Here is a 23,136-nt window from a genome sequence, read left to right on the forward strand (position 1 = left end):
CCGTTGCCGGCCTTGGGGTAGTGCGGCTCTATCACCTGGCACAGGGCGGCCCAAGGCACTATTGTCTCCATGGTCCGCAAGAACTCTTCACGTCGGGTGGGCTTGCGCGACTGCTCGAATCCGTTGTCTTGATCTGCGGCCATTGCCAGGGTCTGCTGCTTCATCTGCGGATAACGTTTGAGAAGCGACAACGGTGGACCTTGATCAGCATTGCCTTAGTATTAGTTTTTTGTGGGGTTCAAGACAGGGCTTTGCGCATCGGCATATCGTTGATTTCCAGCACATGGGCATGCGCTTGGTTCAGTTCGATGGCGGAGACCGTTTCGCGAGCGAAGGGCGGGCAGTGCGGATGGCCGGCACTTTCAATCAGTTTCACGGTAGTTGCGCAGTCTTCGAAGTTCAGAGTGCGCGGCGTCTCGTAGGCCATCTGGCAGGCCAGTTCCTGCATGAACCGACTCAGAACGCCCACCAGGCCACCGCTCAGCAGGTAGCAATGCTTCACCAGCACATCGCGCGGCACGTCAATGGGCCAACCGGATTGGCGAAACAGCTCGGCATACGTCAGAACACAGGACGCAAACGCGCGCTGCTCCTCTACGCTTTGAAAGTTGTAGGGTCGGAACTCGCGCCGGGCTGACGCCCGCAGACGCAACTGCTCGTTGCTTGCGAACAGCCGCTCAAGCCGTGGTACCCCGAAAAGCATCACCGTGATGCCGAGGTTCTCCAGGACTGACTTGAACCAGTCGCCGGCAGCGCGCGGTGGAAGTCGGGCCCCTGGCTCGACCAGATGGCTGGCTTCTTCGAACAGCAACACCCTTGTACCGGCAAGACGCAACTGGTCCGCCATTCGATTGAACATCACGCCTGATGTGATGCCGCGTTGCGGTAGTGGCACACCCAGAGCGGTGAGCACGCTCATGGGCAGCAGCAGTGGTGAAATCGAAGGCGACACCGGCACCGTGAGCACCGGAACGCGACGGACCCCATCGACCTTGGACGAGGGGTAGGCCCGCTCCAACGCATTGATGAGCATGGTCTTGCCGACCCGGGATGGTCCGAGCACACATTCGAGTCTCGGTGCATAGCCTGCCAGCGCATCGTCTGCGCGTCGCTTGAGCAGCTTCAAGTGCTCCGAGAACGCGGCATGCTGCAACTCACAGGTTTCAATGCTGCGGCGCAGTTCAAGGGCGGCGCTCATGCTTGGTCGTCTCCGGTCTTGCGATTGAGAACCGGAAGCGCTGCGACGTCATCAAACGATGCTGCCACAGGCGACGCCGTTGAGGCTTGGTGGACCGTTCTGGCCGGTGGCAGCGGATTGTCCCGGGCGCGGTCAATTGCTTTCACCGCCTTGACGCGCGCAGCGGTTTCGCGTGATTGCTTCACTTTCTTACTTCCACCGGCGGCGGCTTTGGCAGACGTCTCCCGCGAGCGCGCGAAGACATCGCGTTTGAACGCTGCGGCCTCTTCAGATTCGGCATTCCCGTCAGAGGCCGCCTTCACCATTTGTTTGGCCTGTTCAAACGAATAAGCCGGCGTGACCTCGTCGACGTCTTCATTGACCAACTCAATCAACGGTTGGCTTGCGCCCTGCGAGACATAAATGCGCCGGAAATCCTCGGGGTCGACGAGCAACTGCACCTCGGTTTCCCCATGCTTTGCGATGAGGTAGCGAAGGTTATCTCCCTTGAAATTGAACTGTTTGTAGGTGATGCCGGTTTTTCGCGACAGTGTTCTGACTTCGTGTTCGTACAGAGTCATGCGCCAGGCGTCCAGCTCTGGCGGCAGCGGCAGGGCGTACCCTTGCTCCTGTTCGACCGTTTTCCAACGTTGCCAGGGAGTGGTGCCGAGACGCTTTTCCTCGGTGAAAACGCTGTGAACGTGGCGCCGGAGTTCCGTGTTCGCCCACGTCTCAAAGTACCAGCGCACAACCCATTTTTCGAGTTCGGCGAGGGTCATCGGCAGGTCCTGGAGTTCCTTGGGGTCTCTGCGTCCGTCCACCTCGTCAAAGCGTGTGCAGCCCGGCAGTGTCTCCAGCGCTTCTTTCAAAGAGCGATTCAGACGTTCGATGTATGGCTTGCCATGTGCATGCCGTGATTTGCAATGCATGGCGTCGATGCCGAGCTTGGTAAGCCGCTGCATGCGCTCACCCTTGGTCTCCGGGCCGTTGTCCCAGACCACCAGCGCTGGAGTCCCATAGCAGTCCATCGGGAGGTCCAGCCCTAAAGCCGCAAAACGCTCCTTCTTTGAAAACAGGATGGATTCGACGCAACGGAGACTGTCGGACACGGTGGGTGAGCCCACCACAAAGTGCCACCCCACGGGTATACCGGTGTGGCAATCAATCGCATGGACCAGATAGAGATTTCTGGTCTCTCCGTGCGGAGTTCGTATGACCCAAGGAAGGTGAAGTCCGTCCTGCTCCACGCGCATGAGCGGCGCCGACACGCGGATGCGTTTTGTGGCCAACGACTTGGCCGCAGCAGCCGTCCGCGGGTCGAGCCGGTCGAGTTCGATGTCTGAACTCAGGTTTTCTTGAATGGCTCGGAGAACATATTTGCGGCTGATGTGGGAGGTCGGTCCAAGCAGTTGCTCATCGTGCGCCACCTGGTTGACCAATTGGGTGAGGCTGCGGACCGTCCAGCGAGAGGAGGGCTTCAGCAGGCTTTCTTCAGCGACTTTGCATACCATCGCTGTGACGCTCTCGCTGTAGCGGGGAAGTCGATTCCCTTTGTTCTTGTTGCCGATGAGCGCCGGTACGCCGTTACGGCGTTTCTCCAAGTACCTGTACAGCGTTGCTCTTGATGGGAACGGCTTGCCGTCGTTAGGGGCATCCTCATGCTGGGCCTTGAGTGTTCGATAGGCCTGATTTGCACTGATGCATTTGGAGGTCGTCAAGTCACTGACCATGCGTGACAGACGAATGGCCGTTTGTTGGGCGATGTCCCGCTGTTCGTCATCCTGGTAGGCGGCAGGAACCAAGGGGTCACCCTTGCGCTGGATTTTGAGATTGCCAGCCCCGATGCGTGCGCGTAGGTCGCCGAGTTCCACGTAGTGGTCGATGTTTCGTTGAACATCCAGAACGCGGATGCGACCGACGACCGGAACAGGACTGAGGACCGCCATGGTGACCTGCTCGGATTCCGTGTCGAACAACTCATCACCAGACAAGAAATGCCGTTTCATTGTGCGAGCCTCCTCAAGATTTCAAGATGGTCGAGACCTCCATAGGCGGGCGTGACAGGGGCATCGCCGCGTATCTGGTGCTTGACGATGTCCATGCTGAGTGCGCCGAATGCCAAGAGCACTGGAAGCATGCGAGGCGAAATCGATAGACCGGCGCAGTAGTCCTTTGCGGTTGTCGCGCCTGCTTTGAAAAGCTGTTCAATTTGCTCGAACGTTGCGTCAGGAGGGCATAGGTCTTTACGCAGGGCGGCTTGATGAATGAGGGGGACATTCATCCGCAGTGGGTGTTGCCAATAGCTCGGGAAGACCACCTTCGCAAACCCGTACCCGTGCGACCAGAGAATTTCAGCGGCGACGCGCAGCCTGTGCTCGTACTCCGGCTCCCCGGGAAAGGTGTCGAGTTTGATTTCCTGCGCTTCCTTCGTCCCGTCAGACCAAGTGACCGCGAAATCCGGCGTGTAGAAGATGGGCCCTTCCAATCCCTTGTTCTTGGCCCGTGCCGCACTGCGTTGCTCCGGCGTTCGCAGGATTGCTCCGCCTATCAAGTCCACCGTAAATGGTTGCGGTTCAAAGGCCCTGGCCGATGGCTCGAAACCCAGAATGTTCGAAATGAACCGTTCCGTGTCGCTCTCAACGGCCCGCGTGCCTTGGGCTTTGTGCGCGTGCGTAAGAAAAGCGGCCTTGCCGAATGTGGATGCGACTTTGCGAATGCCCGTGTCCGCATTGCGCAATCCAGGCCGATTTGTGTACTTATTTCCCATATCCATGACCTCCTGTGAGTCCCTAAAAAGGTGTCTGGGAGGTGTAGGTACAGCGCGGCTTTAGACCTTGGTCTAAACAAATTGCGAGCCGCTTTCTAAACAAACCGCAGGGCCAGGCCGCGAATATCGGCCGGGAAATATTTCCCAGGCGTTGCTTGGAGACAACGAAATTCGCTCCAGCAATCCGATTCAGCCGAGGTGAAAGGAGTCCACGCATAGAGGTCAACCCTGTGCCGGGGGAGCATTGACTCAGCCGCCAGACCGGATGGCAGCGCGCACCTGGCGTATACACCAAGCGATTTCCGCCGCCGTAAGACCCCATCCCTTCTGTCCCAGCGCCTCCTCGATGCGCATGAGTAGTTCGTCCGGTGTGCGGACCGGCGGTTGAACCTTCTTGCGGTGGTAGTACGCGACAAGCTGCGTCACCAGGTCGACGCATACGTCATAGCGCGTTTCAAGCTCAGCCTGCGTATGGCCACCTACGTACTTGCCGTCGATAAGGCGCACGGCAATCTTTGGATGAGCGCTGCTCAGTGCTGCCGGGTCTTGTTGGCGCGGGAAGTCGTCAGGTATGTTCATGGCGCGCCTCCGAAAAGTGCGAGCTTGTAGGTAAGTTCTTGCTGGGTACTTGGGGCGCTTACCCCATCAAAATCCAGGTACAAAACGTCGCAGCCAGTTCCCTTCATAGCGCCCCCCGCTCCAGTGAGCAGCCGAGGCATAGGTACCCCGCCGAACTCGACGCCCGGGGCTGAAGGTCAAAACTGACTCGGCATGCTCTACTCATGCCATAGATTGGATTACTTTGAGCGTCAGGCTGCTACGGATGCTGGCAGTGTTGAAGGCACCACTGATAGAACTTAAGTTGTGGACTTTTTCTGTGGCCAGAGCCGCGAACGGCACCCAACTTAAAATCGTGAAGGGTTGCCTAAATGCTCTTCGTCTCAGTGTGCTTTGGCGAGGAGACGAATTGCTGATATATATCCAGCATGAGTGGCCTTAAGGACTTTGAGTCGCAGCGCAAGTGCATCGAGCTAGACAAGTTCGAGGCATTTGTTGCGATGGATGCGAGAGCATCGACCGTGCCGCGCCTTGGAAGGGCGGCGCGGTGAGTATTCCTTTGTTCTTCGAGGGCGAGCGCACTCGATTTTTCCGCCCTCTCAACAGTTCCAGACGCGAATTGGTGGTTGCTTGCCTGAGAGCTCTCTATCAGCGTTTGCACAGTCCATCAGCGGACCAACACCAGAACCTTAACCGCGAGCTGTTGCGCGAGCTGTTGCTGCCGGTGGTCCGGGATTATCAGGACAACGTTATCGCGGACGCCGCAGCGGACGAGTTCAACGTTCCGGAGGCTGATGACCCGCAGCAACTGACAACCGTGCTCATTCGCGTTCTGATGGCCGACGGGTGGCTTGAGGTTTTCGCCGACCGTCACGGTCTGGTGAATGCATTTCGCTTTTCTCGTCCTGGCAAGTTTTTCGCCGAGGCCATTTGGACCCTGGACCGTCCTAGCCGCAGTCGCCAGCGCAACATGCGGGGTTGCCGCAATGCATTGGATGCAGCGTTGGAAGACAAAGGTGACGCGCATGACATCGTCGACGCGTTCGAATACGCAGAGAACGTAATTAAGGACCTGAGCGAAGGCATCGACTACTTTCAAGAGCTAGTTCGAAGCCTGATGCAGACAGCATTGATGCACACCGAGTGGAGCGAATTTGTCGAATTTCTGGACCGCTTCCAGCGTGATTACGCCCGCCAACTCACCTCGGACAACGCCACCTTGAACCGTCAGGCTATCCGCCAGAAGCTTGAAAAGCTGCGAATGGTGCCGGAGGCCAAGTTCAAGCGAATGGACTCGCAGTTACATGACGTCGCGCATTGGGCAGTAGCAGAATTCTCTGGAAATTCACTTTATGACTGGATGCTCGACCTTATTGAGGATAAGGTCGATGCCGCCTGCGAATCCAAACAACCCGGCTTCCTGAAGGCGATGGAGACGTATTTGAAGCGGGTCAACGATTTGGCTTTGCAATCGATGATGTTGCGTGCCGGCCAGTCACGGCACGCCTATCTTGCGGCCATCCAGAAGGTCGCTGCGTCAACCCCTGACGACCAGTGCAGGCTCCTGGGAGGCATTGGCGAGCGAATCGCCGCTTCTGAGGTCCGGCTGCTGGACCCGTCCTCTTTCAAATTGCGCACAGCGAGCCAACGCCGCAAGGCAGTCACAGTTTCAATTCGCCCGCGCCCCAGCCGGGAAGAGCGTTTGGCTGCGGCGATGGCGCGCGCCGAATCAGAGGCGTTTTCCATTTCAAATGAGGAAATAGCGCAGGCACTAAGGGCGGACCTACGTCTATTCCAGCACCCACTGAGGTTATCTACCCTTCCCGCCCGTACGGCACGTGACGTGACCAAGGCTATGCAGGCCGTCGAGGCCGCGCGTACCGACGCAGGTGGGGATTTCCAAGTTCGCAAGCTGCCAACCCGTCTAGAAAACGATTCCTATATCGGCTCCGACTACGAAATCGCCCTGAAAAAATGAATATCACCACGGTCGTGCGAGAGCAGCTTGCTGTTGCCAACGTCAAGCCCGAACGGTTTCGTGAAATCGTAGCTAGGCTGTTCGCTTTCGGCGTCGTCGTCAGAGATGAAGACCGCACCGAGCAGCTGCTATATGACGACATGCGTCGTATCGAGGCGTTGCTGGAGGAGTTCTTCGACGTCGCCGGTTTCTTCCTGCACCGCGACGCCAATAGCCAGTTCTACCGGCTCTACGCCCCGGGCGCAGTCGTGGACGGGCTGCAGGAGGACCCGCACGATGCCGTGCCTTCCTTGCGGGCCCGTCTATCGGTGGACTTCGTGGCTGCGGCGCTGGCCTTGCGCTTCCTGTACCAAAACAAGCTAAATAACGGCGACATCCAGCCAACCGGTGAAGCCCTCATTGGGTTTGAAGACCTCGCCGCGACGCTTCAAACCCAACTGAAGCGCCCGCTTCCCTCTAGCGCGACTGAAAAGATGGCCCTGCTCGCAGAGTTGCGACGCCATCGGCTGCTTGGTTACTCATCGACCTTCTCTATCGGAGATGAGGATGCACTTTTGGCCATCCGCCCCACCATCCTGGGCGTCGTAAACAACGACGCGCTCACCGCCGCCTTGGACGCGGACGGCGTCATTGAAATCGAACAGACCGTCGAGGGCCCTGCGGAATGAAGCTCGACCGACTCGTGCTGGTCAACTGGGGACAACTGCGCCCGGGCGACTACGAAATGAGCAACATGACGTTGCTGACCGGCCCTACCGGCGTGGGTAAGTCCACCATGCTTGATGGCCTGCAAACAGTCATGACGGCTGCGTACCAAGGCATTGTGGCCTACAACCCAGGTCAGGACGAGGTGCAGCAGAACCAGCGCCGAGGCAAGACCAAACGCACTCTCGAATCCTTTATATGCGGCGCGGAAGTCAGCCTCTTTTCGAGAAAGGATGGAGCCCAGGGCTACATGGCTGCGGTGTTCCGACCTGGGCCGCACGATGGGGCCACCAAGGCATTTACCGCAGTGGTCGCGGCTGCGGCCCGCGTCGACACCACCGGCGACCGTCGTGAGCCAAAGCTGGAACGGCTAGAGCTCCTCATTGTGGACGACGCTATCCTGTCCGTCGAAGACTTCCTCAAGGACGCCGACCAGAACGAGTGGGTGCCTGTCGAGGACATTCACAAACGGCTGAAGGCTCGCTTTCCGAAGGTCACATCGTTCGACGCGCATAAGCGGGACTACCTATGCGCGCTATACGGCCGCTTCCGTGGACGCAATTCCATAACGTGGGATGAGGCGCAAAACGCTGCCAAAGCGTGGACGCAGTCGATTGCCTATAAACCCATTGGGTCCGTGCACGACCTCGTGCGTGAGGATATTCTGGAGTTTGACGCGAAGCTCCTACAGGAAGGCATCAGCCGTATTGGTGACCTGATGCGTCAGGTCACCTCCCTGCGGCAGGAAGGTCAGCGCATTCAGAGCACGGTCGACCACCTGAAAGACCTGAAGACGCTCATCGGCCGCGCAAGTCAGGCCTTTGAGGAACAGGTGCAGTACGACCTGTTGCTCGCAAAGATGTACATGGCTGCTGACGACGCCCGCATCGCCGAACTGGACTTGGCCATCAAGGAAGACGAAGCTCTGGCGCTGCGCTGCCGCAACAAGGCCGCGAGCGAGACCGTGCTTAAAGAAAAAGTGGACAAGAGCCGTATTGAGGTCAGTGCCAAGCTCAGTGGTATCGCGGCGCACGGGGAAAAAGAACGGTTGGAAGAGAACCTATTGCGCGCCACCGGAATCGCCAAGACTACGCTGGAGTCCCTCACCCGCAACCTGCTCTCGGCCGCACAGCTCAAGAATGTGGCGCAATTGCTGGTCGGAAAGCCCATTCCGGAGCAATTTCCCCGCTTGAAAAAATCTATTCAGGCCGTCGCTCAAGCGATGCGGCAACTTTCTGTCGAGCGTCTGGACGCCCTGCGCGCTTCCATGGTTTCGGCCTCGGAGGACAAGGAGTTGGTGGTCGCCAAGCTGCTGCATCTGCCGCCCGCTTTTGAAGGTGCCAACGGCGGACTGGGCTCCATGCACGATGCCTTGGTCGGCACCGAGGAGAGCGTCGCCATGGCCATCGCTGCTGAGGCGTCGACGCTGTCAGAGCGAATCCAAGCAGCCAAGGTGTCCGTGAACGAGCTGGCTGCAAAGAAGGAGCGACTTGCATCTGGTGCCAGCAACTACAACCGCGGCACGGTGCTAGCGCTGTCACGCATTCGCCAGGAATTGCCAGAGGCGAATGTCGAGGTCTTGTGCGACTTGGTATCTCCAATTTCGGAAGACTGGCAGCCGGCCATTGAGGGCTATTTGGGTGACGCGAGGTTCAACCTCATCGTCAAGCCGGAGTTCGAGGAAGCCACCATCAACTTCTTGCGCAGCATCGGCTCGCGTTCCAGTGTGGTCCAGGGCAAGCGATGCCTGGAGAAGGCCGACCCGTCAAGGTTGCCGCGCGACTCCCTTGTTCACGAGCTGCGAACCGAGCACCCGATTGCGCGGGCCTATCTCGTCGAGCAGTGGGGCTCCGCCATCAAGGTGGAGAGTGTGGCACAGCTGCGCAACACGGCCCGCGGCGTGACCAAGGATGGCAAGGGTGCCGGTTCGCGCACGATGTACGTCTGCGAGGCCAAGGACTTGGTCTTCGGCCGTAAGGCTCGCGAGCGTTCGCTGGAAGAAACTACCCGCCAGCTGGAAAGTGCCGAGCGCGAGGTGACCCGTCTGGAGGGGCTACAGGACACGCTCATGGACGTGCGTCGTGCGCTGCAGAACCTGAAAGAGCCCGTCTTCGACGCCCATCCCCTGACTGCGGCGGCCGCAGATATCGACCACTCACGTCGTTCGCTCGAACAGTTGGACCTCACCGAAGTCACGCAGCTGGAGAAGCACCTTGAAGCGCTGGAGAAGCAGCTTGCGCACCACCAAGGTGAAATCGAGAAGGCCCAGAGGGAGGAGACCCTAGCCGGGCAGCGCGTCATGCAAGCGCAGCAAGTCATTGCCGGCATCATGGGGCGGCGCGACGGCCGCTTTGGCGCACTGGAAACGCAGATTCAGCGCATGAAGCACTTGTGTGAGGCCAACGCTGAAAAGACGTATACGGTACTGTCTCAGCAGGTGGAAGACATGATGGCGTCCAGCACGGTCGACGTCGCCGGCGTACAGGCGCGTGCAAATGTGTTGCGTGTCCAGCCGGAGCAGCTCTTGGGTGACGTTCGCGAAGCGCTGGCCGACTACAACGCCCAGGCGCGTGCGGAAGAGCGTTTCCTGGCAGCCCTCCCGCACCTGCACGACGTCACTACCTTTGACCCGTACTACGGCCCTCTGGTGGTCCTGGGTCGTTCGGTCACCCAGTTGCACGCCGACCTGAAGGGCATCGGCCTGTATCACAACCGAGGCGAGGTGGAGAAGGCGGAGCGCTCTTTCCACGACGTCTTCACCAAGCAGTTCTGCGTCGAAATCAAGACCAAGGTCGATGAGGGCGTCCGCACCCTGAAGCAGTTGAATCTTGAGCTGCAGAAGCTGAAGTTCGGCACCGACCGCTTCACCATTGACTGGTCCAAGTGGGAGCCAGAATTTCAGGACTATTACAGCTTCTTCGGGGCCGTCGCCGAGCTGGCGGACTCCCCCGATACGGTGGACCTATTCGGTGAGACCGAGCTTTCGCCAAAGCACGTGGAGGTGCGTGACCGGCTGGTGAAGCTGCTGCTGGACCCTGACCAAGACCGTGCCGGTCGGGAGCTTTTGCGCGTCGCGGACTACCGCAACTACCGGCGATACGAAATCTGGAACGAGACCGACAGCGGGGGGCGTATCGCACTATCAACCTGGGGCACTGGTTCCGGCGGCCAGCTCGAAACGCCAGCCTACATAGTCCGCGCGGCGGTGGTGACCAACCGAATGAAACTGTTTGACAAGGGCCCGAGCCTACGCCTACTGGTGAGTGACGAGTCGTTCTCCAAGATGGATGAAACGCGTGCTCGTGCTGTGTTGCGCTACCTGCGGGACACCCTTGACCTTCAGGTGGTCAGCGCCATGCCCACGCGCAGCGCGGGCGGCCTTCGGCCGGAGTTTGACCGCGAGTACAGCTACAGCCGCGTGAACGTTGATGAAAACGGGGAGCTCGACTTCGTACTGGAGTACGACGAACGCGTTTTCAAGAAGGACCGCATGCGCGTGCTGTGGGAGGAGCAGCGTGCCGAAATGAGAGAACAGGCCCGTCTTGCCTTCGAAGCCAAAGAAACCGCAACCGCGGTTATCTCCGAAAAGTGAGCCAGCCTCTTTGGTTGGTGTCGGAGCCTATTCAGTCGTTGCTACGGCTGGTAGTTGACCGTCTGGACGCGGCCGAGGTGCGTGGAGCAGAGAAGGCACAGTCGATTGCACTTGGAGAGCGCACGTGGCCGACGTTGTATCAAGCGTCATTCGAGTCGACCAAGGAGGAGCTTTGGGAACATGTCATCGATATGTGCCGCTGGGGGTGGTTTGATGTCCGGCCCAGTACCGCAGGCCGGTCGCTATCGGGATACTCTCAAGCACCGCGGCTCACGGTCATCAACGTTGCAGCTGTTCGCGAAGCGGTTAACCGCCCTACCCGTGCCAAGGGTGCAGGAGAGCTGTGGCGTGAGGCGGTAGCTGCGTATCTGCAGGCTTCAACGGAGTCCAAGAGGACGGCTACAGGCTACTGCATTGAGATTGAGGGGCGCAGCCCTCGCGACATCGTCGAATGCTTAAACCAGCTACCTGGCCTTGCCGACAGTGGAATGTTGCTGAGGGAGGTGTCTTCCCGTCTGTTCTGGGGTATGTCCAAAGTGCTAGACAGCCGTCAGGCGCTGGTAGCCGCCGTCTTAGGGCTTGACGAGTGCCCGTTCCCCGAGTCGCCCATCCAGCTACAGGTCATGCTGCCGACTGGGCAGATGCAAGGTGTCCTATTCATCGAAAACTTGATGTCCTTTGAAAAGGCCATCCGAAGCGGGTCGTCGGTGTATCAAGGGTTGGCCCTGGTCTACGCTTCAGGATTTAAAGCGACTGCCAAGCGACTTCGCAGCGCGCAGGGCGTGTCTCTGTTCTATGCGCGACAGGGCTCGCTTGCTGCGATATCGCATGAGACTTTCGAGAAGTGGCTATTCTCGGATTCCCCGAGCCTACCAGCGTGGTTTTGGGGTGACCTTGACTGGTCAGGCATGCGTATTCTCCGGACCCTCCGTGAAACGTTCCGGGAAGTGGGCGCCTGGGAGCCGGGCTACGCCCCAATGCGTGCAATCCTGCTTGATGGGCGTGGCCACCAGCCTGAAGCGGCTGACAAGCGCGGGCAGCAACCACTAGCAAGCACTGGCTGTGGATATGCGGATGCGCAGTTGCTACCCCTGCTCGGTCGAGGCTTCGTCGACCAGGAGCTTTTCTCCCTTTAGTCGGTTAAGTGTTGGTCCTGTTACGCGCGGGAACGCATTCGCGCTATTTCGCGATGTTTTATGAAGGCTCTGTCACCTAATCGTGTTGGTGGCTAAGATGCCGAACCATGCGCCATCGCGAATTCCAGCGGCTTGTGGACTCTCTCAAGAGCTTGAGCCCTAGGAACCCCGCAGCGTCTTCTCAAGCTCTGGAGATGCAATTTGGTCCAGCCTCCGAAGGGCCCCCTCTAGGTGCGCCATGTCCTTTTGAGACGCATCGAACTTCTCGAAAAACGGCTTCCACGCACGCGCCACCAGCCACACCTCGTGCAGCGCCTTCAGCGCTTCCATCCTGCTCGAAAAGTACACAGCCCAGTGGGTCATCAGGTTGTCCAGGGTGGCTAGCCTGCCCCTTTCCCCAACCTCCAAGTGCAGCATCCGTTCCTGGGCAACAACGCTCATGGGGAGCACGTCATAGAGCGGGCTGAGGGTCCATCCTTTTGCTGCTACCTGGTACAGGAATCCGTGATTGCGCAAGTGGTCATCAGTGTTAGTGACGAAGATGTTGAGCGCCTGCCGCTTGAACAGCTCACGCAAGTCCCGCGCTAGGTACCCAGGGAGCGCGCGGGCGCGCATTTGCTCTGCCAGGGCCTTGTAGGAGCTACGTGTTGCATCATGCTCATCGATGCCCATGAGAGTGAGTGCCGAGCAAAAGCCTATGCGGCCTTCGATAGCCTGCAGGCCTCTAGGTCCCTCCAACGGCTCCCAACTTTCTTTGTCGGGGTTCGGAACGACCCCAGGCTCCGCCCAGTAGCGGTCGAATCGCCGAATGAACAGCACCTTGGCATGGCCTACCTGCTTGACCTTCACGGGAGGCACACGAAGCCCCGCGGCACGTGCAAGCTCCAATGCACCAGCTTCGAGGACAGCGTTACAGGCGCGGTCTGACTTGGATGGGAACTTGGCAAGCCAGAGAACACCGTCATCGGTGCGCACCGAAGCCTTAGGACGCGCGCCGCCGGCGCTGCCAAGGCTTCCGAAGTAGATGGCGAGGTCCTCCCCAACGTGTTCCTCATTCTCGATGCGGTCCGCCGCCTCCATAAGGCGCGCCAGGTCCATCTCGGCGGAAACCGGGGCCGTAGCCTCGGAATCCCGCGCGAGGCGTACATCCAAGGCGCCCACCCGGTCTGAGCCCGCTTCCAAGAGATAGGCCACTTCCGGCAGCTTGTTTACTGCCACCTTGAGCTTGTTCTCAATGACCCTACGCCCCCAGGCATCCGGGGCCGCGTCGCGGATTCCCCCGAACTCCGTGAGTCCAGCCAAGACAAAGCGCTTGGCTCCACCTTCCTCATCCTTCAGTGGCAAGGCGACGGGGTCCACCTCGACTGCATAGGGGCGCTGCACGTAACGCTTGCCGTAGACGAAAACAGGCTGCGGGGTGTTTGCGCCTTCCAGCGAACCCGCTGGCACGAAGTCAGCGCCATGCTCATCCGCCACGTGTGCGAACACGACAACTTCACTTGGGGGACGGGCATAGGGGTTGCGGTCAGAAGTCATACGGGTCCTTTTCAGCCTTGCGCTTGGCGTTCATTTCGGTAGGTTGCCCCGCATCAGACCTGAAGGTCGCCTTGGACCCGCTTTTGATACGAAAAGCGGAGACCAGGTCCTTGCGTCCAGCGCTTGCATTCGACTTGTAGACGCGCTGGACGCGGGGAGCTTCATTGAAGACACGCACGGCAGCCGATTTGCCTGTCAGTAAGCCAGCCAGGGTCAGCTCGGGCTCCAGGGCGTGCAAGTAGCGCAGGACCTGCGAGAGCGTGCGGCTTTCGTCCCCCTTCTCCAGCAGTACCGCGGTGGACCGAGAAACACCTGCGCGCGCTGCCGCCGCACTCTGGGTCATGCCGCGCGCAATGCGCAGTGTGCGGAGCTGGGCGCCAATCTGCTCTGCCTCTTTCAGGCGGACTTCAGGCGTGCGGAGTGATTCGTCATATTTCATGGATTTCCCGTAAAGGTGGAACCCGTTGCTGCAAGGCGGCAGTAACCGGCCGGGCTGTGACATGGCGCAGATGGCTGCGTCTGCAATCGCAGTCCTTGTCACGTATAAGGACTGTGATTACGGTCAATTTCTCATTGAATTCGATGGTGGCAAAGGCGAGCCCACTGCCTGCGATGTCGCTAATAACAATCACTGTAGCGGACAATGACTGTTATTGGCGACATAATATCCTTTGTCTACAGGACTTCGCCCAAGTCCTGGCTATCCCTGACAGGACAACCAAGGATGGACTGGAGTGTTTCGACGCGGGGATGGCCCACGCTAGCGAAGCAGCCGAAATCGGCTTCTACTTCGAGGAAGGCGGATGCCTTGCCATCGTTCTCATACCAGAGGGCAACTTAAAAGTTCGAGCATCAGCTACTTCAGGTTTTAAACGGTCCGACCCATTCTTGCAGTACCTGAGTAAGTTGGTTCTGGCCACCGCCCTCCACGCCAAATTCATACACCGCGCCGACTTGATTCGACTCAATGTAGCTTTTGGCGGCCAATGCAGGGACATCCGCATCACCGGGTACAAGCAGAAGGCAGGGGCTTGGGGCGTTGCCTGATGTCCTCAGGGCATCGTGATAGATGTGAACAGATTCCATGGCCTCCAGCAGATTCGTTCTGCCACTGCGCCACTTGGCATCGAGCACCATGGAGCGAACATCACCCCCATTTACGTCAACCAGGAGGATGTCGGGGTATCGTTCCCTGGAAATGCTCCAACACACTTTTCCCTTAGAGGGTTCGATGGAAGGAAACTTGGGTTGGAAGTGAAGCTCGATTGACCTGTGCTTTGACAGGCTTGCACTGTAGGCCAAGTCAGATTTCACCAGCGCTGAAACCGTTGGAATCAGAGTAAGCCCTAGACTTCGCATGCACTGCAACACAGCTAAGAAGCACCACGTCTCGTAGATGCCCCAGCTGTAATTAACATTGACTTTGTCCTTTTGAATTCCCTCTAGTCCAGAGGCTAAGGCCAAACAACCCAAACGATATGTGCGGTTGTAGGAAGGATTTGCAGCTACTTGGGTAAGTCCGGCCGCTGTAACTTCAACATAAGGCGAAAGCTCAGAAAACGGTTCCATCCGGCAAAGTGCGCGTAGCCGTTCAGAAAGCTGGTTCAGTGCTGCCAGCCGCCGAGTGCTGCGCAGTGCTTGCTCATCCTTGTCACCCTTGAGTTCACAGCGTTGGACCTTGCCTTCAAGCAATCGGGTGCGAGCATGCACTCGACGTAGCAAGGCCAGCAGTGCCCGATTGGCCGGGGTGTCGAAGGTAGGGGTTGAAGTGTGGCTGCGGATTTGGAGGGTATCAAGTTCTTCGCCATCCAATCTGGACGATGTAGCAAGAGCGACTACTCGTCGGTCGCGCATCACACTCGGATGCACTTGGCGAATCCGAGCCAATGGGAGCATGCGCGACTCGGCAGTGAGGCTGCGGTGAGGCGAGCGCACGATGGATGAAACCGCCTCCACAAACATCGGACCATACCGGCGCAATCTTTGGAGTTGAATGTTGGCCGTAAGCAATCCTGCATGGCCTTCCTTGCCAAGCGCCATGGCCGCAGACGCAACGCCTGCCAACAGCGTCTGGTCGAAGTCTCGAATCGCCTCAACCATTTGCACGAACTGCTCATCGCTAGCTTTTGATGCCTGAGGCGAGACGTGAAGACCGAACTCAGCAACCTTGCCGGTTACATCTTCAGCAATGACGGAAACAAAACCTGCAAAGAAAGCCGGTGTCCAGGAATGACGTCCGATAGCTGTTGGGGGTATCAGGACATCGTCAATGTAGAGGTTTGCACTTGGCGCAGTGCAGCTAAGCTGGTAAACGGTTCCCTCGTGCAAGCCTGCGGCCATGCCTCCATTGGCCACCGAGGCCAACAGTTCATTGCCGGACCCGTGCCGAATCTCAAGGACAGGCGTCACGTCAGCGCCAAAACCGTGTCGAACCTGATTCTTCCAAGTCATTGCGCATTTCCTTCACCTTGCCACTGCAACGTGAAAGCCCCATTGACGTCAGGCATTCATGGGTAGCTTTAAGCGCCTGCTCAAATCGCGGTGAGCTGTCCCCTCTGAGCTTCGGGAGGACTTTTGCGTACACCACATCATCCAATGCTGACTCCACACTCCCAGCAAAAGTATTTGTGAACTGGAGGTACTCAATCACATCCGAAATGGTTCGCCAACCAAAATGCATGCGCACCGGCGCGAGGGCTTGGTTGAGCGCATGCAAAAGCTCCCGAGTTTTGGTTTTGATTTCATTCGACAGAGCGTTGTCGTTCCAGCCAGGAAAAGCGTGGACATCAATTTCCCAAAATTCCAGCGTGAATGCACGGTCTAGAACCTTGTCGGACAAACCGTGCGTGGTCTCATCCATGTTGACCGTACCGACGATGGCGAGATTGGCGGGATACTTGATGCGCTGCTGGACCTGAACCTGGTTTTCATCCATCTGGTGCAACTCAATCCAACCATGGGTTTCCATGGCCGACAGTATTGGTGCCAGATACTGCCCAGGATGAGACAAGTTCATCTCATCCAGGATGGCGATATATGGCTGTTCCGGGTCGTCCACCGCACGCAGCAGTAAGTCCAAAAATGGTGTTGAGTGGTATGACGCCTCTTGGAGCGGGTTGACATAGCCAAGAAGGTGTGAAGGGTCGTACCAACCAGGGTGTACGGGTATCACCTTGACTCTGGATTGCTCATTGCTCGGGTCATTGCATAAGGCAAGCCCGTAGTTGAGTGCAAGCTGCGTTTTTCCAGAGCCCGATATACCTGTCAACACTGCGAAGTGCCTTACGGGATGTGACCATAGACCGGCGTGCAGCTGGTTCACAAGTTTTTCGTCAAAGACCATGCGTCCGTTGAGTCGGTCTTGCAGCCTCTTTGTCAATATCGCCTTGTCCGGCAGTAGCGTATGCACTGGACCGAGCGGCTTCTGTTTGTCTATGACGTTTTCGGGCTTGGTGGATTCAGGTTCCCAATTCACTTGTGAACGCCAACGCTGTCCACGCTCGGTGAGGTGCAACTTGCCATCGCTTCCAGTCTCAATGACATTCAGACTGGAGAGCCATGAAAGCAAGGCGTTGGGGGCGTAGGTTGACGTCCAGCTTGGATGCGCGGCCTGGAGTACGGAAATCAATTTCGCTTTTGCTTCCGGGCTATCCCCAAGGTAAACCAGCACGTGGTCTATGCCAAAGATACGGGTCAGCAAATGGTCGCAGAGCTCGTCAGGGTCACGAGTCTCAAGCAAGTTTATTCCTCGTGGACTGAGGAAATAGTCGTCCCCCTGCCGTCGACAGAGGTCAAATTCGCGAGAAAGTGAGTTGATGTTGACCCCGATACTTGCTTTGAGCAGACCGGGATTTCGTTGTGCAATAAGGTCTTCGAACTCGACGCGAGATAAACCTTCTTGTAGCTCCGGCAGCAACTCTAGAAGAGCGCTGAAATTGCCTTTGATGGCGGTCAGGCCCTTGCGGCGTAGTACCGCTGGCAAAGGGTTCAAAGCCTCGCTGGGACGTGGTTGGGGACTCGGTTGGTTTGGGTCCAACTCGCTCATGGTCTTCTCGTACAAGTACCAAGGCAGACTCAGGCGGGCGCAAAATTCGGCAGAAAAATCACCCACCGTGACGGAACCAAGCAGGCTATCAATCCGGTTCTTAATAGCGTGGTGAATGTGAACTATGTGGTCACTTTTGCCGCCGCCCATGGACCTGTGAAGGAACCGTATGGCACCTTCATCAGCAATGGTGGTGAAATGCTCTGGATATATTGCACAAAAGACGCGGTTGACCTTGAGATGCGGAGTCCGACCGCACAGGTCCTTCAATCGCTTTTTGGTTTCGTCATGAAAATCGACCAAGTAATTTTGAGCTTCAATCAGGTCCGCACTTAACGGGGTCGCCACTTTTTGGAAAAACCACTGTCGGAACGCTTCGTTCGCCATGGCTGGCGCAATGATGACGCTACCGTTGCCCGTGGAGGAAATGGTTGTGTCGTCCCAGAGCGACTTGAGATAGGTCTCCGACTGCAATGCAGCGGGAATATCCTTTTTTACCTTTTTGAGAAAGGTCGAAAGACTGTCTGCCCAGCCTTTGGCCTCTTGGGTCATGGCAACAGTTTTGTCGACAGAATCGATGGCAGCCCGCAGGGTGGCATCGGTTTCGAGTGGTCCTGACATTGAGTTTCCTATGGGTGTCTCTTCGGACAATTTATATGTCTGATGATTGTGTGCGATGGCTCAGGCCACATTGCAATGAGAGCGTTCGACAGTGCGCGATTGAAAGTCGTCAAACCGCATCGCCAAACGCCGCGCGTTCAAGAGTCTCGTGACGAACCTTCCAGTCCGCCATGTGTCGTGCGACCAGCGCCCAGAATTGCTTTGTATGGCTCTTTTCAACGGTATGGCACAGCTCGTGCAGGATGACGTAGTCCTGCACGCTAGAGGACAGCTCCATCACGCGGGGATGAAACTCCAATATGTTCCCCGCACTGCAGCTTGCCCACCGGCTTTGGAAGAGCCGGATTCGGGTGCCCCGTGCTTGCAGTCCCGTCGACCGTTCCCACTGGCGCACGCGCGAAAGAAGTCTCTCGTGGGCACGGTCCCGGTAGAAGACGGCAAGCAATGTCGAAAGTGCTGCTGAGTCAATACTTCGCCCTGATGGACTTTCAATCACGAAGCGTGAGGCTGTGAACGTCAGCGTTGGAGCCAGCAAGGCCGGGTTGTGCTTTACCTCCGTGAAATACGACCTTCCACAGTAACGCAACCGGCTTCCCGTGACGATTGCATCGTCAGTGCCGGGAAGCTCAACCAAAGCCTGTTTCGTTCTAATCCAGCGGGCGCGTTGAAGAACCAAGGCTTTCTGTTCGTCAATGCCGACCCGAGGGCCACGCAGCAACACAGGCTGACCGCGCTCAACGGTGAGGTAATGGCGCTTGAGCTTCGCATCGGGTTGGAAGCGCCACTCAATGCTGGACTGGCCGTACTGAACGCTGGGCATGGGACGTCAGTTCTTGAGCAGAATGTCCAGGAGCTTTCCGGAGTGGTCGCGTGCCACGGCGCGTTCCCAACTCGCTAGCGGCATCAACAATCTGCGCAGCAAATCACGAATCTCGGGATGTAAATCCGGCATCTGTTTCCAGTTACCAGCCGCCATGGTCTGGCTCAAATCCTTGTCCTCAAACAGCTTTATTGTCGCCACCCGTGCGGTGTCCTCAGTCAACAGAGCGGCCAGGTAGTGGTAAACCGCCGAATGTGCAGGATGGTCGAATCCCGTCTTGTCTTTGTCGCGGATGCGTTGACCGAACAACTCCAGTTGTTCCAGGAATTGCGCCTGGCTGACCCGGCCAGCGTTTTCCTCGGCAAGCAGCTTTTCCAGCTCCTCCGCGAGCTTGTCGAAAAAGGCGGGGTCCTTGTCTCGGCCCGTTGCAATCGTGTGCTTCAACTGATTCTTCATCACCAAGGCTTGGCTGCCAGGGCTGGCCAACTTCTTCAGTCGCGCCATGTCGCCCGCATCCAGAATCGACACCTCATGCCCTAGCAGGCTCTTGGCGGGACTGGCATCGATGTATTCGTCCAGCAGCCTTTGCAGTAGAGCAGATTCCAGCTTGGTGATGCGCTCGGGGTAGGTGTTTCCAGGTAGTTTGTCGCGCAGCATCAAGCGGATTTCTGCGAACAGGGTGAAATAGGGCTTGAACGGTACACCGCGCACGTCGGGCAGGATGATGTCTATGCTGCGGTTGAACTCCTTCACCAGCTCCAGATAGTCCTCCACGGCATCCAGCCGTGACGCCGGGTCGAGGAAGGCCTCGGCATCGTTTTTGTAGTTCTCGCGTTGCGAGACGGGGTCGTACTTGCGAGGTAGAAGTTTGAGGATGCGGTCGAGCGTACTTTGAATTTTTGGAAGTTCGGTCTCTACGCCTTGCCACACCTGTGATGACTGCACTTCGCCCCCATAGACCTTTAACGCATGGTCAAGGTGCTCCACCACGCCGTGGTAGTCCACGATGTAGCCCGCATTCTTCCCCGACAGCGTGCGATTCACGCGCGCAATCGCCTGTAGCAGGGTGTGCTCCTTCAGGGGCTTGTCCAGATACATGGTGCTGACGATGGGCGCGTCCCAACCGGTAAGCAGCATGTCGGAAACGATGACGAGACCAACATTGTTGGCGTGCGGCTGTCCATCGAGGCCCTTGCTCTCGTTGCCATAGGGCAGTGGGAACAACTTGCCCACGAAGTGGCCAATCTGTTCTGACGGCATGGCAACAGGCTCTTTGCCCGACTTGAGCTCAGCCCGCACCCGTTCCTCGATGCTCTGTACTTTGGCGATGTCCAGCTTGTACTCGGCCGCCTCCTCTGCAACGGTAGCGCCAGTGCGCGACGCGGTGATGCCAGCCAGTGAAATGACCACCCTGCTCTCGAAGGTCGGCAGCCCCTGCTCGGCGCGCTGCGTCATCAGGTCGTCCAGCAGGTCCTTGTAGCGCACGGCCATGTCACGACCATCACACACCAGCATGGCCTTCAGACCTTTGGCTTGAACGTTGCTGATGAAGTTCTCCACCAGATGCACTGCCACTTGTTCCATGCGGTCGTTGGCCATGCGCCACTTGGCCAGAAGCTCCTTCTTGAGGGCGTGCTGACGCACTTCAGATTCTTTGGAAAACTGCGCATCGAATGCCGCATCTAGCTTGGCGTCAGCCGCCAGCTTGACCCAGGCGTCCTGGTACTTAATGGGCAGAGTCGCGCCATCGGCCACAGCCTCATGTAGGCGGTACTCGTCGATGTAGGTGTCACCGCCGAACTCTGAAAGCGTGTGCTTGTCATCATTGAGTAGCGGTGTGCCGGTGAACGCGATGAATTTGGCGTTCGGCAGGCTGGCGCGCATGAAAGCGGCCAAGAAGTCGTATTGGCTGCGATGGGCTTCATCGACCAGCACGTAGAAGTTCGGCTTGGCACTCAGTACTCGGAAGTTGACCTTCTCGCGGCTGACTTCTTCCCCCTTGGACGCCAGCAGCACGCCGTCCTCATCGTGCAGGCCGAAGTTGGCGTTGCGCTCCTCCAGCATGAAGAAGTCCTTGCCCTCGCGCACCCGCTGGTGCCGGGTCGCCTTGAGCAGTTCCTCGTCATGGTCCAAGTTGCTATCGGCTGTATCTATCGCCGGGAGGGCCGACTCGTCGTTCTCCTGAAACTTCTGAACGGTACTCGTGAACACGCTGCCGTAGTCATTGCTCAGCATCTTCACCAGGCCAGCCACAGAGACCGCCTGGATGGCCTTGATTCCCACCGCATGGAAGGTATCAAAGATTTGCTTATCCAGGTCCTTGCGGTCGGTCAGTACCAGTACCGTCGGGTTTGCCAAGCCCGTGCGGTCGGCTCGCAGTAGCCTGGCTAGCAAAGCCATGGTGAGTGACTTGCCGCTACCCTGGGTGTGCCAGATGACCCCACCCATGGGCTTGGTGCTCGTCAAGCGGTTGATGGTCTTGCTAACGGCCCGCCATTGCTGGTATCGCGGCAGCTTCTTGACCGTCTTGCCATCCCGCGTCTCGAACAGAACGAAGTGCGTAACCAGTTCCAGAAAGCGTGTGGGCTCGAACAAGGCCCACAGCAGCTTCTCCTGGTCACTGGGTTCGCTGCCCAGCAACGCTGTGACGGATTTCAACTCGGCTTCCTGCAAGCGATACCGCGCGTAAAAGGCAGGCTTGGTGAGGATTGCGCTGTATAGGCCTTGCCGCCGAATCAGGCCTACGCAGACCTGGTTGAAAACGAACTGCGCTGGAAAGCTGCGTTGGTAGCCATCCAGCTGCCCTAGCGCCTCGTCCAGCCGGTGGTGGGTGGCTTTGCATTCGATGACCGCCAGCGATAGGCCGTTGACGAACAGCAGCAGGTCAGGGCGGAACAGGTCACCCTCGGCATTGCGGCCCACGTATTGGTCCACCACATGGAAGTCGTTGTTGGCAGTGACGGTGGCATCGAAAAAGCGCACGCTGTGCGGCTTGCCGTCGGCATCCTTCACCTGGATGTCGGAGCGATGCACCACCTGCTCCCAGAAGGCCTTGTTCGCTGGCAGTAGCTCGTCGTTGACCCGCTTGCGCAGCTCTATCAAGGCCGAGTCAACGCCGCCCGGTGCAATGGCCAGCCAGGGGTTGAGAGCAAGCAGGCGTGGGCGCAGCACACTCTCAAGCAGCGGGGCGAGATGGCGGTATTCCACCTGCACGGCATTGCCCGGCAGATGGACGTAGCCCAACTTGACCAGCGACTCGATGGCAGGCGTTTCGACGCCAGTCTTTTCAGGTGACTGGCTCATGAGCTTCTCTTCCCTTGCATGCTGGCTTCCTCCTGACGGCTGCGATACCAAACCTCGCCGCAGCCTTGTTCTGTGTTCACCATCCTGCGAATCTCAAACTGCTGGGACTCGTGAATGACTTGCCGCCAACTGCCACAGCCATAGCGCTGGGGGTGTTGGTCGGGATGCTCCGAGCGAATCCATGCGGTCGCCGTGTTGAGCTTTGTCCAACCATTCGCCATGAACTTTGACTCGGCTTCACGCAGGCAGCGTACGGCTCCACTGGCAAGCCAGTCCACCGAACCATCCGGGGCAATGCCGTTCACTAGCAGGTCCTCAAACGCCGCAGTGCGCACGAACGACGCCATCAACGCTCGGGCTTCATCCATAGTTTGAGCCCATCCACGCAAGGTCAGGTAGTGGCCGTCAATGGTCTCGAAGCTGGCATCCAGGTAGGCATCTGCGTCGATGCAACCCTGACGCTCCCAGATGTTGAACCGCTGTAAGAAGTGGTGAACCAGCTCGTTGCGCAAGTCCACCAACTCCTTCAGCGTGGCCGTGGTGGCTTGATACTGGCTGGCGTCGAGCCCCACCTGAAAGTGGAATCGGAGCCAAATGCCACCGTCGCCCTGCGGCTCTTCAGTGCTGTCATCTTCCTCGGAAGTGGTCAGATGGCGCTCGGTCAGCATGCCGACCAAGGTCCCCAAGGTCTTCTTGTGGGCTGAGGCCACCTGAGCGTCTCGCACAGCCTGAAATCCAGCCGGTGACCCGGCAATGTCGCCGTGCGCTACCAGTGCCTTGAGCAGGATTTCATACTGCTGCAGGCGAAGCAGGCACCGCCCCAGCTTGCGCTGCACATCGCGCTGCAGTTCAAGCGGGGGTTCTGGGGTGACCAAAGCCTGCGACGCCATGCCGGTCC

General features: G+C 58.1%; 16 protein-coding genes and 1 pseudogene. 5 read left to right on the top strand and 12 right to left on the bottom strand.

Annotated features, from left to right (window positions below; all coding sequences use genetic code 11):
- From DTW89_RS07685 to DTW89_RS07705, 5 genes and pseudogenes are all read right to left on the bottom strand, one after another.
- Positions 1–164, bottom strand: a pseudogene (locus DTW89_RS07685) (IS5/IS1182 family transposase); the annotation flags it as partial.
- A gap of 74 nt (positions 165–238) precedes the next feature.
- Positions 239–1,198 carry a TniB family NTP-binding protein gene (locus DTW89_RS07690; protein WP_114655508.1) on the bottom strand — a complete coding sequence of 320 codons (960 nt, stop codon included), beginning with the start codon at positions 1,196–1,198 and terminating at the stop codon, positions 239–241.
- The gene (locus DTW89_RS07695) at positions 1,195–3,183 is read right to left on the bottom strand and encodes a DDE-type integrase/transposase/recombinase (protein WP_114655509.1); all 1,989 of its coding nucleotides are present in this window, start codon (positions 3,181–3,183) and stop codon (positions 1,195–1,197) included. Before DTW89_RS07695 ends, DTW89_RS07690 begins: the two co-directional genes overlap by 4 nt.
- Entirely contained in the window at positions 3,180–3,950 is a 771-nt protein-coding gene (locus tag DTW89_RS07700; protein ID WP_114655510.1) for a hypothetical protein, read from the bottom strand. Before DTW89_RS07700 ends, DTW89_RS07695 begins: the two co-directional genes overlap by 4 nt.
- Before the next feature lie 243 nt (positions 3,951–4,193).
- Complete coding sequence (locus tag DTW89_RS07705) at positions 4,194–4,523, bottom strand: hypothetical protein (protein ID WP_114655511.1); 330 nt, start codon at positions 4,521–4,523, stop codon at positions 4,194–4,196.
- A gap of 407 nt (positions 4,524–4,930) precedes the next feature.
- On the opposite strand from DTW89_RS07705, the gene DTW89_RS19895 reads away from it, so the two are divergent.
- The 5 genes from DTW89_RS19895 to DTW89_RS19510 are packed head-to-tail and all read left to right on the top strand — an operon-like array spanning position 4,931 to position 11,913.
- A complete protein-coding gene (locus DTW89_RS19895) occupies positions 4,931–5,053 on the top strand; it encodes a hypothetical protein (RefSeq protein ID WP_269089835.1) in 123 nt (40 codons plus the stop codon).
- Positions 5,050–6,480, top strand: a complete 1,431-nt coding sequence (locus DTW89_RS07710) for a Wadjet anti-phage system protein JetA family protein (RefSeq protein WP_236637072.1) — start codon at positions 5,050–5,052, stop codon at positions 6,478–6,480. The genes DTW89_RS19895 and DTW89_RS07710 overlap by 4 nt, the downstream gene beginning before the upstream one ends.
- On the top strand, positions 6,477–7,148 hold the full coding sequence (locus DTW89_RS07715) for a DUF4194 domain-containing protein (protein WP_114655513.1): 672 nt from the start codon (positions 6,477–6,479) through the stop codon (positions 7,146–7,148). The genes DTW89_RS07710 and DTW89_RS07715 overlap by 4 nt, the downstream gene beginning before the upstream one ends.
- Positions 7,145–10,777 (top strand): SbcC/MukB-like Walker B domain-containing protein, encoded by a 3,633-nt coding sequence (locus DTW89_RS07720; protein ID WP_114655514.1) that lies wholly within the window; start codon positions 7,145–7,147, stop codon positions 10,775–10,777. The genes DTW89_RS07715 and DTW89_RS07720 overlap by 4 nt, the downstream gene beginning before the upstream one ends.
- The gene (locus DTW89_RS19510; protein WP_201740964.1) at positions 10,774–11,913 is read left to right on the top strand and encodes a Wadjet anti-phage system protein JetD domain-containing protein; all 1,140 of its coding nucleotides are present in this window, start codon (positions 10,774–10,776) and stop codon (positions 11,911–11,913) included. Before DTW89_RS07720 ends, DTW89_RS19510 begins: the two co-directional genes overlap by 4 nt.
- A gap of 159 nt (positions 11,914–12,072) precedes the next feature.
- On the opposite strand, the gene DTW89_RS07730 is transcribed toward DTW89_RS19510, so the two are convergent.
- The 7 genes from DTW89_RS07730 to DTW89_RS07760 all read right to left on the bottom strand — a co-directional run bounded on the left by DTW89_RS07730 (position 12,073) and on the right by DTW89_RS07760 (position 23,128).
- A complete protein-coding gene (locus DTW89_RS07730) occupies positions 12,073–13,449 on the bottom strand; it encodes a type II toxin-antitoxin system HipA family toxin (RefSeq protein ID WP_114655515.1) in 1,377 nt (458 codons plus the stop codon).
- Positions 13,439–13,888: a helix-turn-helix domain-containing protein gene (locus tag DTW89_RS07735; RefSeq protein ID WP_161555631.1), complete on the bottom strand. Its 450-nt coding sequence runs from the start codon at positions 13,886–13,888 to the stop codon at positions 13,439–13,441. Before DTW89_RS07735 ends, DTW89_RS07730 begins: the two co-directional genes overlap by 11 nt.
- Before the next feature lie 422 nt (positions 13,889–14,310).
- A complete protein-coding gene (locus tag DTW89_RS07740) occupies positions 14,311–15,900 on the bottom strand; it encodes a DUF2357 domain-containing protein (protein WP_114655517.1) in 1,590 nt (529 codons plus the stop codon).
- Positions 15,860–18,115, bottom strand: a complete 2,256-nt coding sequence (locus DTW89_RS07745; protein ID WP_114655518.1) for an McrB family protein — start codon at positions 18,113–18,115, stop codon at positions 15,860–15,862. The genes DTW89_RS07740 and DTW89_RS07745 overlap by 41 nt, the downstream gene beginning before the upstream one ends.
- Positions 18,116–18,224: 109 nt before the next feature.
- The gene (locus tag DTW89_RS07750; RefSeq protein WP_114655519.1) at positions 18,225–18,935 is read right to left on the bottom strand and encodes a YgjP family zinc-dependent metalloprotease; all 711 of its coding nucleotides are present in this window, start codon (positions 18,933–18,935) and stop codon (positions 18,225–18,227) included.
- 6 nt (positions 18,936–18,941) lie between these two features.
- Positions 18,942–22,238: a type I restriction endonuclease subunit R gene (locus DTW89_RS07755; RefSeq protein WP_114655520.1), complete on the bottom strand. Its 3,297-nt coding sequence runs from the start codon at positions 22,236–22,238 to the stop codon at positions 18,942–18,944.
- Positions 22,235–23,128, bottom strand: coding sequence for an OST-HTH/LOTUS domain-containing protein (locus tag DTW89_RS07760; RefSeq protein ID WP_114655521.1), 894 nt, complete (start codon positions 23,126–23,128; stop codon positions 22,235–22,237). Before DTW89_RS07760 ends, DTW89_RS07755 begins: the two co-directional genes overlap by 4 nt.
- Positions 23,129–23,136: the final 8 nt, after the last annotated feature.

This window comes from Acidovorax sp. BoFeN1 (assembly GCF_003345135.1).
Lineage (GTDB): Bacteria > Pseudomonadota > Gammaproteobacteria > Burkholderiales > Burkholderiaceae_C > Acidovorax > Acidovorax defluvii.